Source organism: Marinitenerispora sediminis (assembly GCF_003336425.1).
GTDB classification, from domain to species: Bacteria; Actinomycetota; Actinomycetes; order Streptosporangiales; family Streptosporangiaceae; genus Marinitenerispora; species Marinitenerispora sediminis.
Genome location: NZ_QEIO01000062.1, coordinates 1 through 12,119, shown reverse-complemented (window position 1 = coordinate 12,119; position 12,119 = coordinate 1). Strand labels below are relative to the sequence as shown.

Sequence of the window (12,119 nt, the reverse complement as noted above, 5' to 3'; positions counted from 1 at the left end):
GCCCCAGCGAAGGACGCCCATGCCCGTATCCCCGCGCGCCGGCCACCCCGAGCGCCCCCTGGACCTCGTGGTCGGGAAGGTCTTCCGCCGCCTCGTTCCGCTCTTCATCGTCATGCTGATCTGCAACCAGCTGAACCGGTCCAACATCGGCTACGCGCAGGTGCACCTGGAGGCCGACGTCGGCATCGGCGCCGCCGCCTACGGCCTGGGCGCCGGCCTCTTCTTCGTCGCCTACGCCCTGTTCGAACTGCCCTCCAACATGCTGCTGGAGCGCTACGGCCCCAAGGTCTGGCTGCCCCGCATCATGGTCAGCTGGGGAGCCGTCTCGGCCGCCATGGCGTTCGTGACCAACGAGACCACCTTCTACATCCTGCGGTTCCTGCTGGGCGTCGCCGAGGCGGGCTTCTTCCCGGCCGTCATCTACTTCTTCTCCCGCTGGCTGCCCGGCTCGCACCGCGGTCGCGCCACCGCCCTGTTCGTCGCCGGCTCCTCGATCGCCGCCGCGATCTCGGGCCCCGTCTCCGGCCCCCTGCTCGCCATGGACGGCATCGCGGGGGCGGCCGGCTGGCAGTGGCTGTTCGGGCTGGAGGGCCTGCTCTCGATCGTCGTCGGGCTCATCGCCTACCGCCTCCTGGACTCCTCGATCCAGGACGCGCGCTGGCTGCGGGCCGACGAGAAGCGGGCGCTCGCCGAGGAGATCGAGCGCGAGGACGCGGCCAGGCGAGCGGCGGCCGGCACCGCGAGCGTCACGGTGTCGCGCTGGCGGCTGCTGCTCAGCGGGCAGATGCTCGCCTTCTGCGGCATCTACTTCGCCATCCAGCTGTCGATCTACGCCAACACCTTCTGGCTGCCCACGATCGTGCGCCGTATCGAGGGCACCGACGACATCACCGTGGGGCTGCTGTCCTCCCTGCCGTGGATCTGCGCCGTCGCCGCCATGTACCTCGCGGGACGCGCCTCCGACCGGACCGGCCGCAGCAAGCCCCTGCTGGTGGCGGCCCTGCTGGTCGCCGCGGCGGGCACCTACGCCGCTGCCGTCGTCTCACCGGCCTGGGCGCTCGTGGCGCTGTGCGTCGCCGCCATGGGGTTCAAGAGCGCCAGCCCGCTCTTCTGGACGATCCCGCAGGGGTCGGTCCACCCGCTCGCCGCGGCCGCCGCGGTCGCCGTCATCAACTCGCTGGGCAACCTCGGGGGCTTCGTCGCGCCCTACGGCTTCGGCCTCGTGCAGGAGGCGACCGGTCAGGTCACCTACGGCCTCTACGCCCTCGCCGCCTGCAGTGTGCTCGGCGCCCTCCTCGTGCTCGGCGTCCGCGGCGACCGCACCGTCGGCGGCGACGCGGTCGCCTCCGCTCCCGTACCGCCCGGCCGGCCGGGCGCACCGCCCGCCGGGGACCGCGGCGCGAGCACGCCCGAGTAGCGGCGCGCCGCCCCCCGGACAGCCCGGTCCGCCGCACCCACCCATCGAGAGGACACCATGCCCCACCCCAGCTCCACCGCGCCCGTCGTCACCGGCATGCGGGTGGTCCCCGTCGCCGGCCGCGACAGCATGCTGCTCAACCTCAGCGGCGCCCACGCGCCCTTCTTCACCCGCAACCTCGTCGTCCTCACGGACTCGGACGGCAGGACCGGGGTCGGGGAGGTCCCCGGCGGGGAGGCCATCACCGCCACCCTGGAGGAGTCGCGGGACCTCGTGGTGGGCGCGCCGCTCGGCGGGCGCAACGCCGTGCTGGCGGCGATGCGGCGGCGCCACGCTGGCCGCGACGCGGGCGGCCGCGGCCGGCAGACCTTCGACCTGCGGGTCGCGGTGCACGCCGTGACCGCCGTCGAGTCGGCCATGCTCGACCTCCTCGGCCGCCATCTCGACGTGCCCGTCGCGGCGCTGCTCGGCGACGGGGTCCAGCGGACCTCGGTGCCCGTCCTCGGCTACCTCTTCTTCGTGGGCGACCGCGAGCGCACCGGCCTGGACTACCGGTCCGACCCCGGGAGCGCGGACGCCTGGTTCCGGCTGCGCGACCAGGAGGCGCTGGATGCCGACGCCGTCGTGCGCCTGGCCGCCGCCGCGCAGGAGCGCTACGGCTTCCACGACTTCAAACTGAAGGGCGGCGTGCTCCCGGCGCACCAGGAGGCCGAGGCCGTCCGGGCCCTGGCCGAGGCGTTCCCCAAGGCGCGCGTCACCCTCGATCCCAACGGCGCCTGGCCGCTCGCCCGGGCCGTCGAGATCGGCCGCTCCCTGAACGGCGTCCTGGCCTACGCCGAGGACCCGTGCGGCGAGGAGGACGGCTACTCGGGGCGCGAGGTCATGGCGGAGTTCCGCCGCGCCACGGGGCTGCCCACCGCCACCAACATGGTCGCCACCGACTGGCGGCAGCTCGGGCACGCCGTCCGCGGCGCGGCCGTGGACATCCCGCTCGCCGACCCGCACTTCTGGACCATGCAGGGATCGGTGCGGGTGGCCCAGCTCTGCGACGCCTGGGGGCTCACCTGGGGCTCGCACTCCAACAACCACTTCGACGTATCCCTGGCGATGTTCACCCACGTGGCCGCCGCCGCTCCCGGCGACATCACCGCCATCGACACCCACTGGATCTGGCAGGACGGCCAGCGCCTCACCACGGCGCCCTTCCGCATCGCCGACGGCCGGATTGACCTCCCGGACCGCCCGGGGCTGGGCGTGGACCTCGACATGGAGCAGGTCGAGCGGGCACACGAGCTGTACCTGCAGCACGGCCTCGGCGCGCGCGACGACGCCGTCGCGATGCGGCGGCTCATCCCCGGCTGGCGGTTCGATCCCAAGCGCCCGGCCCTGGACCGCTAGGGGCTCCCGCCCCGCTCCGGTGGGGGACAGGGGCGGGGGAGCACACGACCCACCTGCGGGCCCGGGCCGGCGGTCCCGGTACTGGGCCCGGGTGGGTCCGGTTCTCCGCGCCGACCGGCCGGGTAGGGGGCGCGGCCGGTGCCGGGAGCGGAGGCCCGCGCGGGTGCGGACCTGCCGTGCCCGGCGCGCGGGTCCGGGCTGCTTCGCGGCGGTGCGGCGGCCGGAGCCCGCTGCGGCCGGGCCGGGTCCACGGGGGCGGGGTGCCGCGTCGTTCGGCCGGCCGCGGGCCGGCGGGATGCGGCGGGCCCGGTGTACGTCGGTCACCCCGGCCCGGTCCGGCGCTCGGTGCGGCGGGGAAGAACCCAGCGGGCGCCCGCAGCCGGGCGTCACGCCTGCGGCGTCACATAACCCGCCGCCCACGCCCACGCGGCGGTTCCGACGCGGTTGCGGGTGCCGAGTTTGGCCTGGATGTTGGCCACGTGGGTCTTGACGGTGCCCGCCGAGATGAACAGCTCGGCGCCGATCTCGGCGTTCGTGCGCCCCAGGGCGAGCAGCCGGACGATGTCCATCTCCCGGCCGGTGAGCGGATTCGGGGAGCCGGAAGGCGGCGGCGCCGTGAGGTGCCGCAGCAGCCGGACCGTGACCTGCGGGCTGACCAGGGTGTCGCCGGCCATCGCCGCGCGGACGGCCTCGATGAGCAGCGCGGGCCCGGACCGCTTCAGCAGGAAGCCGCACGCCCCGCTCCGCAGCGCCGCGTGCACGTACTCGTCGAGGTCGAAGGTCGTGACGACCACGACCCTGGTGGGCGCCGCCGCCTCGGGGCCCGTGAGCAGCCGGGTGAGCTCCAGGCCGTCGAGTCGCGGCATCCGGATGTCGGCCAGCACGACGTCGGGAGCGAGGCGGCGGGCCAGGTCCAGGGCCGCGGCGCCGTCGGCGGCCTCCGCCACCACCGCCATGTCGGGCTGGGAGTCGAGGACCAGCCGGAACCCGTGGCGGACCTCCTCCTGGTCGTCGGCGATGAGGATGCGTGTCGTCACGCCGTTCATGATGCCGCGCCGGTGCGGTCCGCCGCCCCAGCGCACGGCAGCACCGCCACCACCTGCCATCCGGCGGCGCACGGCCCGGCCGACAGCGTCCCGCCGACGGCGCGCACCCGCTCGCCGAGCCCGGCCAGGCCGCGGCCGCCGCCGTCCCGCTCGGCTCCGGGGAGCGCGGGTGCGGGGGCCGCCGCGTCCCCGGGACCGTTCACCACGCGGACCTCCAGCGCCGGCCCGCTGCTCCGGCGGACCCGGGCGACGCTGACGCGGACGTCGGCCGCTGCGGGGGCGTGCCGGCGGACGTTCGTCAGCGCCTCCACCACGACCCGGTAGGCGGTGGTGCCCGCCTCCCGCGACGCGGCCCGCACCGCGTCGTCGGCCATGGTGAGGCGGATCCGCGCCGGGCCGGTCGCGCCGAACCGCCGCACGGTGTCGCGGAGCCGCTCCAGCCCCGGGGGCGGCCCGAGGGACGGGGCACCGGCCCCGCCGCCGGCGCCCGAGGCGTCCGCGCCGCGCGCTTCGTGCGCGCCGTCCGGATCGTTCAGCATCCGCACGGTCCGGTCCAGGGTGGCGAGCGCGTCCAGGCCCGAGCGCTCGATGCGCCGGAGGGCCGAGGCCGCCCGCCCCGGGTCGCCCTCCGCGACGAACAGTGCCGCCTGGGCCTGTACGACGATCCCGCTGACGTCGTGGGCGACGAAGTCGTGCAGGTCGCGGGCCAGCTCCAGCCGCTGCGCGCGGCGGGCGCGGTCGACCGCCCGCCGGGTCCGCCGCTCCCCCCACCGGAGGTAGCCCCCCGCGACCACCGCGACCGCGGCGGGCAGCGACCAGAACGCGCACGCGCCGACGCGTTCGAGGAAGGACGCCTCCGGCATGAACGGCAGCGGCCACGCGGCGATCGCGCCGCCGGCCAGGAGCACGGCCGCCACCACCTGCCGGCGGGACGGCGCCCACCGCACCGCCGACGCCAGCAGCAGCGTCAACGCGCCCGCCATCGCGAACCGCCACGCCGCGGCCTCCACCGGCGCCGGCTGCGGGTGCGCGGCCGTGGCCGCGAGCGCCACCGCCCCGGCCGCGGCGGCCCACCAGCCCAGCCCGGCGCGGGACCGCGGCCAGGTGGCGGTCACCCCCGAGAGGACGCCGACGGCGGCGACCGCCGGAACCGTACCGGACGGAGCGCACGGCGCCACGGCGAGCACGCAGGCGGCCGCCGCGGTGACACCACCCGCCGTCCAGCGGTCCCGACGCGTCATGGCGGCGCCCTCCCCGGTCCGTCCACTGCCCTGCCGCGGTTCAGCGTAGACGGGCCGGCCGCCGCGCGGCCTCTCCCGAAGGGCCGAGCCCGCGACCGCGCCCGTCCCGAACCTCCCCCGATCGGCGGATGGCCGCCGCGGGGCCGCGGCCGGGACCCTGGAGCTCCGCACACCGGCGGCACGAGCGGCCGCCGCGGAAGGGAGCACACCATGACCGACACGGCCGAAGCACCGTCCCGGCGCCGGCCGGACACCCGCGCGTCCGGCCGGACCGCCCCGGGGGTCCGCCGGTGGGTCCGGGTCCTCGCGCACGCGGCGGCGCTGACACCGCTGCCGTCCGGGCTCTGGCGCGTGGCGATGGGACTCGGCGTTCCGCTGGGGTTCGCGCCGGAGTCGGTCCTGCACGAAAGCAACTTCCCGGGCTGGGCGACGTGGTACGTCATCGGCCTCAGCCTGTTCGCCGAGGGGCTCGCGCTGCTCACGCTGGGCCTGGTCCAGCGGTGGGGGGAGGTCGCGCCGCGCTGGATCCCCTGGGCGGGCGGCCGGCGGATCCCCGTCCTGGCGGCGGTGCTGCCGGCGCTGGCCGGCGCGGCGGCGCTCACCGTGATCGCGGCCGTCGGCGCGTCCGGCTGGAACGATCCCGACAACCTCGCCGAGCTGGAGTACCCGTTCGGACCGGCGTACTGGGTGCAGACGGCCTGCTACGCACCGCTGCTGGCGTGGGGGCCGCTGCTCGCGGTGGTCACGATCGCCTACTGGCACCGGCGCCGGACGGCCGCGCCGCCGCGGTGAGGCCCCCGCGTCGCGCATCGGGCCGCCGGGCGGCGCGTCATCCGGGGCCGCCGCCCGGTTCGGCCCGCTCGGGCGGGGGCATCCGCAGCGGCGGGGACGTCGCGCCGCAGAACAGGGCACGCGGCGCCCTCGCCGCCGCGGCCGCGCGGCGCTCCCGGCGGAGCAGGGCGAGGGCGAGCAGGCCGGCCGCCGCGCTCAGCCCGGCGAGGATGAGCATCGCCGGGGCGAATCCGCCCGAGATCCCGCGCGGCCCGGTGACGCCGGCCAGCACCGGGACGGCGGCCACCCCGATGAGCTGCGCGCTCCGCGCCACGGCGTTGTTCACCCCCGACGCCACACCCGCGTGCCGCAGCGGCGCCGACGCCAGCACCGTGGAGGTGAGCGGCGCCACCGTCGCCGCCAGCCCCGCCCCCACGACGAGCACGCCCGGCAGCACCCCGGTCAGGTAGTCGGAGCCCCCGTGCGCCGTCGCCAGCAGGACCAGGCCGGCCGCGACCGCGAGCGGCCCGAGGGTGAGCTGGATCCAGGGGCCGATCCGCTCGGCCAGCCGGCCGGAGCGGCCGGACAGCAGCAGCATGAGCAGCGTGATCGGCAGCGACGCGGCACCCGCCGCCAGCGCGGAGTAGCCCATCGCCTCCTGCAGGAAGATCACCAGCAGGAAGAACAGCGGCCCCAGCGCGCCGTAGAGCAGCACCGTCATCACGTTCACCGCGCTGAAGCGCACCGAGCCGAAGACCCCCAGCGGCAGCATCGGGTGGTCGCTGCGGCGCTCCACCATGACGAAGGCCAGCAGGGCGCACAGGCCCGCAGCGCCGCCGACCAGGACCCGTCCGGGCGCGAACGGCTGCTCGCCCGCGCTGATCAGCGCGTAGGTCACGCCGGCCAGCCCCACCACGGCGGCGCCGGCCCCGGCGTAGTCGAGCCGGGCGGGCGCCGCCGGGTCCCGGGACTCCGGCAGGTGCCGCCAGGCGATCAGCAGCACCGCCACGGCCAGCGGTATGTTCAACAGGAAGATCAGCCGCCACGACCCCGCGTCCACCAGCCAGCCGCCCACGAACGGGCCGACGGCCGACGCCACCCCCGTCAGGCCGGACCAGGCGCCGATCGCCCGGCCGCGGTCCTCCTCGCGGAAGCCCACCTGCAGGATCGCCAGGCTGCCCGGTGTCAGCAGCGCCCCGCCGACCCCCTGCGCGATCCGGCCGGCGATCAGCGTGGCCGTGTCGGAGGCGACCACGCACAGGACGGACGCCAGCGCGAACCAGGCGACGCCGACGGCGAACACCCGCACCCGGCCGAACCGGTCCCCGAGCGCGCCGCTCAGCAGGATCAGCGCGGACAGCGTGAGCAGGTAGCTGTTGGAGATCCACTGCAGCCCGGCGAGCCCGGTGCCGAGATCCGCGCCGATGGCCGGCAGCGCGACGTTCACGACCGTGGAGTCCAGGAAGGCCATCCCGGAGCCGAGCACGGTCGCCGCCAGCAGCCACCGCCCGGCCGGAGTGCCCCACGCGACCGCCTCGCCCCCGGACCGGCCCCCGGGCCCGCCGGAGCGCCCGCGCTGGTTCATGTCCGCCTCCTCCTGCCCCACGCCCCGGGCACCGGACCCGGGCCGTCGCGGGGAGCGGCTGCGAGAGCCCGGCACCCTCCGCGGCCTCCGACTCCGACACTACGACGCCGGGGACGCCACCGCGGCTGTGCCCTGGGCGCGCGGACACTCCCGCGGCCGGGCGGACACTCCCTCGGCCGGGCGGACAGGCCGGTTCCGGCCGGGCCGGATCCCGGTGGCCCGCGGCGCGGGCGGGAGCGTCGTGCCTGGTCGGCGGCCCGCCGTGTGACCGCCCTGTAAACCCCCTGTGAATCGCGGACGAGGGGGCCTTCTGCGACCGTGCGGACGTCTAAGGTGAAGGTGGTTCCGTTCCCTCGGGGCCGCCAAAGGACCCATCACCACAGGTATCGCCGCCGCAGAAAGGCCTCCCCGTGGCTGTCCGAACCCGTGGCGCACCCCCTAGGGTGGCCACCCTCCCGGCCGCCGATCCCCCCGCGCCCGCGCGCCCGGAGCGCGACGGTCCCGTGCGCCGCCGGCTGCTCGCCGCCGCCTCCGCGCTGTTCGCCCGCCGAGGATTCGAGCGCACCTCGCTGCGGGACGTCGCCGAGGCCGCCCACGTGTCCGAAGCCGTGCTGCGCCGGCACTTCGGTGACACTGATGCGCTGCTCGACGCCATCTGCGTCCGCGCCGCGCGGGCCGAGGCGGGCCGCCTGGAGCGCATCGCCGCCGCTCCGCGCCCGGTCGCCGAGCGGGTCCGCGCGGCCGCCGCCGACGCCGTCGTGGCCGCCATCTGCGACCCGGACGACGACGCCGCCGTCTACCGCGCGCACAGCCCGGCCGTCGCGGACCGGCGCCGCGAGGTGCGCGCCGCCCGGCACCGCTACCAGGTCCTGTTCCGGGCGCTGATCGCCGAGGGCCAGGGCTCCGGCGCCTTCAGCGCGCAGGTGCCCCCCGACACCGTCGTCGACTTCTTCCTCGGTTCCGTCCACCACCTGAGCACGTGGTACCGACCCGCGAACCGGCGCTCCGCCGCCGAGGTCGGCGACTACTACGCCGGCCAGCTGGTGGACGCCCTGCGCCCGGTGCCGATGAGCGCCTGAGCCGCCGTCCGGCCCCCGCGTCCGCGCACGGGGGCCGCCGGGCGGGCCGCGGTCAGCCGAGGATCCCCCAGAACCGCGCGGTGTGGTAGCTGGAGCAGACGGTGTCCAGGAAGTAGGCGCCGGCCGTGCCACACTGCTCGGCCGCGGGCCCCGGATCGACCGGCGTCCCGTGGCCCATGCCCGGCACCTGGTAGCGGGCCACCGCGACGGCGCCGGACGGGGCGGCGTACTCCTCGACCACGGTGCCGCCGGGCAGCTGGCCCGTGGACGTGGGCGTCTGCCCGATCCCCCACACGTCGGTCCACTGGTCGCGGGACTCCCGCGCGTTGGCGGGGACCACGGTGGTGTCGGCGGTGCCGTGCCAGATCGCGACCCGCGGCCACGGACCGGTGTAGCCGGGGTTCTTGGCCCGGACCGCGTCGCCCCACTGGTCGGGGGTGCGGTCCCGGCCGGGGTTCTGGCACCCGAACGCCGACAGCAGGTCGGCGGCGCACCCGCTCGGCAGCCCGGCGACCACGGCGCCGCCGGCGAACGTCTCGGGGTAGGCCGACAGCATCTCCGCGGCCATGGCCCCGCCGGCGGAGAGCCCGGAGACGTAGCCGCGGCCGGGGTCGGTGCCGAACGCGGTGTGCGCGTGCGCGACCATCTGCCGGATGGACAGCGCCTCACCGGAGCCGCGGGCGACGTCGGCGGGCTGGAACCAGTTGAAGCAGCGCGAGGCGTTGTTGACGAGCCGCTGCTCAGCGTAGACGAGGACGAGCCCTTCGGAGTCGGCGTACTTCTGCCATCCGGAGTTGGCGTGGTAGCCGGCGGCCGTCTGCGTGCAGCCGTGCAGCAGGACCACCAGCGGGGCCCCTTCGCCGGCGGACTCCGGTACATAGGCGTACATGCCGAGGCCGCCCGGGTTGCTACCGAAGCCGGTGACCTGGGTGAGCGCCGCGGCCCGGGCCGGCGGGGCGAGTGCCGTCGCGGCCGCGAGCAGCACGAGGAGCAGGCCGAGCAGCGTGCGGGCGCGGGACGGGGAGGAGGGGCGGAGCGGGGAGCGGGACGGTGCGGATGACATGGGGCCTCCGAGGGGAGCGGGCGCGCGGTTCGCCGCCGGTCACGTGCGCGTCGTGCCCGGCCCAGCCGGCGCGTTCTCCGGCGGGCGACGCGGCGTGCGCCGAACGTAGCCGTGCCGCGGCCCACTCGCTATGGGCGGGCCGGACACGGCCGGCGGCGCGGCTGTGTGGCGCTCGCCCACCGCCGCGGCCGCGATGAGGAGCGATGCCGCGGTGGCTGCCCGGCGGCCGGATCCGGCCGCCGGGCAGCCACCGCGGCATCGCCGGACCCAACCTTTTCCCCGGCGAGGTGCGGCGGCGGGGGACACCTGACATGTCCGGACTCCGCCGGGCGTTCTGCGGACCGGTCGGCGATATGTCGGTCCCTTCGCCGGCGGGCCGCCGGAGGAACCGTTGTTTCGGGGCGGTCCCGGCCGCCGTTTCGGATTCCGCCGGGGTTTGCGGCCGGCCACTCCTGGACACGAACCGTGACGTTTCGTAACTGCGAGTGCCTGGAGTGGCATGAGGGTGAGAACAGGCAGGGCGGCCGCGGGCCGGAGCGGCGGAGCGGCTCGCGCGGTTCGGGTGATCGCGGGACTCGGGGTGATGGCGGCCTGGGCCGCGGTGCTGGCGGCGCCGGCGCACGCGGAGGCCGCCCCGGCGGCGCCGGAGACGGTCTCCGTCCCGCTGCGGCAGGCGGTGGCGGACCTGCCGGTCGCCGACGAGGACCGCACCGGTTACCGCCGGTCGGAGTTCCGGCACTGGGTGGACGAGGACCGGGACGGGTGCAGTACCCGCGCCGAGGTGCTCCTCGAAGAGGCCGTCACCCCTCTGACGGTCGGGGAGCGCTGCCGGATCTCCGGCGGTGAGTGGGACTCGTACTACGACGGCGAGCGTGTCGCCGACGCCTCCGGCCTGGACATCGACCACGTCGTGCCGCTGGCCGAGGCCTGGGACAGCGGCGCGTCGGAGTGGTCCGCCGAGCGGCGGATGCGCTACGCCAACGACCTCGGCGACCCCCGGGCGCTCGTCGCGGTCACCGCGCGGCAGAACCGCTCCAAGGCCGACCAGGACCCGGCCGAGTGGCTGCCCGCGCTGCCCGACGCGCACTGCCGCTACGTCGCGGAGTGGACGGCGGTCAAGCTGCGGTGGGGCCTCACCGCGGACACGCGGGAGCGCGAGGCGCTGACCGCCCTCGCGGGCGGCTGCCCCGACGAGACCCTCACGGTCGAGACGGCGCCCTGATCCGCGGACCCGCTCCGCTCGCGGTGGTCGCACCTCGCGAGACGGGGCGGGTGCCGTCGGCAGCGCACCGCCGGCGGTAGCCGAGCGCCCGGCCGGGGATCCCCGGCCGGGCGCCGTGCGTGTCCGCGAGCCGGCGGCCGGTCAGGAATCCTGGCCGAGCCGACCGCCAGGAGCACCGAGCACGGCATGGCGAGTCGATACGCGGTGTCGGAGCAGCCGGCCACCGCCGGGTCCGGCCCCGGAGGCGAGTACGCCGACGTCGCCCCCGAGGTGGAGGCGGGACTCCGCCGTGATCGGGGCGGATGCGGTCCTCCGCCGCGAACGAGCCGAGGAGGAGCAGCGGTCCGGGGGCGCAGGCGTCGATACGACGCTGACCCGCCGTCCGACTCGCTCACCAGCCCCGTCGCTCTCTCGGCCTCCCGACCGCTCCTCCTCGGTCCGAGCGACGGATCCACCGCCCCCGGAGGGTAGCGGCGATCACCGGTCCGAGATCACGCCGAGGAGAGAACCTCCGCCCGCAGACGCGCGTACTCGGCGCCAGCCGCTGGGTCGCCGTCGAAGTAGTCCTCCCAGAAGCCTGGGCGCTGCCATTCCTCCGGTGACAGGATCACCCGGCCGTCTCTCAGCCCCGCGATCCAGCAGTCCGGTATCCGGCCGCTGACCACGGTGAACATGGCGGCATCCCACAGCCCGGGAGAGTCCCGCTCCGCCAAGGCGCCGGGCCGCTCGGGGATCCGGAGCCACACCCGGCTCGCGGTGGTGACGACCTCCAAGACCGGATACTCCGCGCCGACCCGGATACCCGGGTGGTCGCTCGCCACCGCTCCGCTCACCGGGCTGATGATTCGAACACACCGGACGATCATGCGGGCACCCTACGCGGGTTCGAGCGGATCCCGCGCTCCGCACTGACGTGGGTGGAGCGGGAATCCAGGCGCGGTCTCTGCCCGGGCCGAGGGCATCGCGCCCCTCGCCCGGGCGCGCAGGGTGCCGGATTCCTCCGCCAATAGCCCGATACCGACCGATTGGTATGTCGATTCGGGTGAATGCCTTCTTCTTGCTGGTCCGCTGCGGTATATTGCGCTCCGGCCGTTCTGTGATACCGGACGGTCGGTCGGCGAGTGGGTGGGAGAGGTGAGGGGCGAGGCGGACCTCCGGGGGCCGGTCTTCGGCGGCTGTGCGACCGCTTGCACGCCGAGCGGCCCGGGAAGGTCCGGGGAGAGCTGACAGGGGAGGTCATCGCCGATGGCCGCTTCCACCTCACCTCCGCCGTCACCGACGGCGGGCGGCGCTGGGT

10 protein-coding genes are annotated in these 12,119 nt (G+C 76.3%); 5 read left to right on the top strand and 5 right to left on the bottom strand.

Features of this window, described 5'->3' with window-relative positions; genetic code table 11:
- Positions 1–19: 19 nt before the first annotated feature.
- Positions 20–1,417, top strand: a complete 1,398-nt coding sequence (locus tag DEF28_RS13815; RefSeq protein ID WP_114397851.1) for an MFS transporter — start codon at positions 20–22, stop codon at positions 1,415–1,417.
- Between the two features lie 57 nt (positions 1,418–1,474).
- Complete coding sequence (locus DEF28_RS13810) at positions 1,475–2,815, top strand: enolase C-terminal domain-like protein (RefSeq protein ID WP_114397852.1); 1,341 nt, start codon at positions 1,475–1,477, stop codon at positions 2,813–2,815.
- Between the two features lie 386 nt (positions 2,816–3,201).
- Here DEF28_RS13810 and DEF28_RS13805 read toward each other — a convergent pair whose 3' ends face one another.
- Positions 3,202–3,852, bottom strand: coding sequence for a response regulator (locus DEF28_RS13805; RefSeq protein ID WP_199493279.1), 651 nt, complete (start codon positions 3,850–3,852; stop codon positions 3,202–3,204).
- Positions 3,853–3,857: 5 nt separating this feature from the next.
- The gene (locus DEF28_RS13800) at positions 3,858–5,102 is read right to left on the bottom strand and encodes a sensor histidine kinase (RefSeq protein ID WP_114397853.1); all 1,245 of its coding nucleotides are present in this window, start codon (positions 5,100–5,102) and stop codon (positions 3,858–3,860) included.
- 210 nt (positions 5,103–5,312) lie between these two features.
- Between DEF28_RS13800 and DEF28_RS13795 the strand changes: the two genes are divergently transcribed.
- Positions 5,313–5,894, top strand: a complete 582-nt coding sequence (locus tag DEF28_RS13795; protein ID WP_114397854.1) for a hypothetical protein — start codon at positions 5,313–5,315, stop codon at positions 5,892–5,894.
- Between the two features lie 37 nt (positions 5,895–5,931).
- Here DEF28_RS13795 and DEF28_RS13790 read toward each other — a convergent pair whose 3' ends face one another.
- A complete protein-coding gene (locus DEF28_RS13790) occupies positions 5,932–7,458 on the bottom strand; it encodes a DHA2 family efflux MFS transporter permease subunit (protein ID WP_114397855.1) in 1,527 nt (508 codons plus the stop codon).
- A 443-nt stretch (positions 7,459–7,901) separates the two neighbouring features.
- Here DEF28_RS13790 and DEF28_RS13785 point away from each other — a divergent pair, with 443 nt between their 5' ends.
- Positions 7,902–8,537, top strand: coding sequence for a TetR/AcrR family transcriptional regulator (locus DEF28_RS13785; RefSeq protein WP_158562824.1), 636 nt, complete (start codon positions 7,902–7,904; stop codon positions 8,535–8,537).
- A gap of 52 nt (positions 8,538–8,589) precedes the next feature.
- Here the strand turns inward: DEF28_RS13785 and DEF28_RS13780 are convergent, their stop codons facing one another.
- A complete protein-coding gene (locus tag DEF28_RS13780) occupies positions 8,590–9,600 on the bottom strand; it encodes an extracellular catalytic domain type 1 short-chain-length polyhydroxyalkanoate depolymerase (RefSeq protein WP_114397857.1) in 1,011 nt (336 codons plus the stop codon).
- A 562-nt stretch (positions 9,601–10,162) separates the two neighbouring features.
- On the opposite strand from DEF28_RS13780, the gene DEF28_RS13775 reads away from it, so the two are divergent.
- Positions 10,163–10,822 carry an HNH endonuclease family protein gene (locus DEF28_RS13775; RefSeq protein ID WP_374058119.1) on the top strand — a complete coding sequence of 220 codons (660 nt, stop codon included), beginning with the start codon at positions 10,163–10,165 and terminating at the stop codon, positions 10,820–10,822.
- Positions 10,823–11,313: 491 nt separating this feature from the next.
- Here DEF28_RS13775 and DEF28_RS13770 read toward each other — a convergent pair whose 3' ends face one another.
- Positions 11,314–11,655 carry a hypothetical protein gene (locus tag DEF28_RS13770; RefSeq protein WP_199493277.1) on the bottom strand — a complete coding sequence of 114 codons (342 nt, stop codon included), beginning with the start codon at positions 11,653–11,655 and terminating at the stop codon, positions 11,314–11,316.
- Between the last annotated feature and the right edge of the window lie 464 nt (positions 11,656–12,119).

Bases quoted from the DNA above. Each gene is read 5' to 3' on its own strand.
- DEF28_RS13795 (WP_114397854.1), top strand. From the start codon at position 5,313: ATGACCGACACGGCCGAAGCACCGTCCCGGCGCCGGCCGGACACCCGC.
- DEF28_RS13800 (WP_114397853.1), bottom strand. From the start codon at position 5,102: ATGACGCGTCGGGACCGCTGGACGGCGGGTGGTGTCACCGCGGCGGCC.
- DEF28_RS13815 (WP_114397851.1), top strand. From the start codon at position 20: ATGCCCGTATCCCCGCGCGCCGGCCACCCCGAGCGCCCCCTGGACCTC.
- DEF28_RS13810 (WP_114397852.1), top strand. From the start codon at position 1,475: ATGCCCCACCCCAGCTCCACCGCGCCCGTCGTCACCGGCATGCGGGTG.
- DEF28_RS13790 (WP_114397855.1), bottom strand. From the start codon at position 7,458: ATGAACCAGCGCGGGCGCTCCGGCGGGCCCGGGGGCCGGTCCGGGGGC.
- DEF28_RS13780 (WP_114397857.1), bottom strand. From the start codon at position 9,600: ATGTCATCCGCACCGTCCCGCTCCCCGCTCCGCCCCTCCTCCCCGTCC.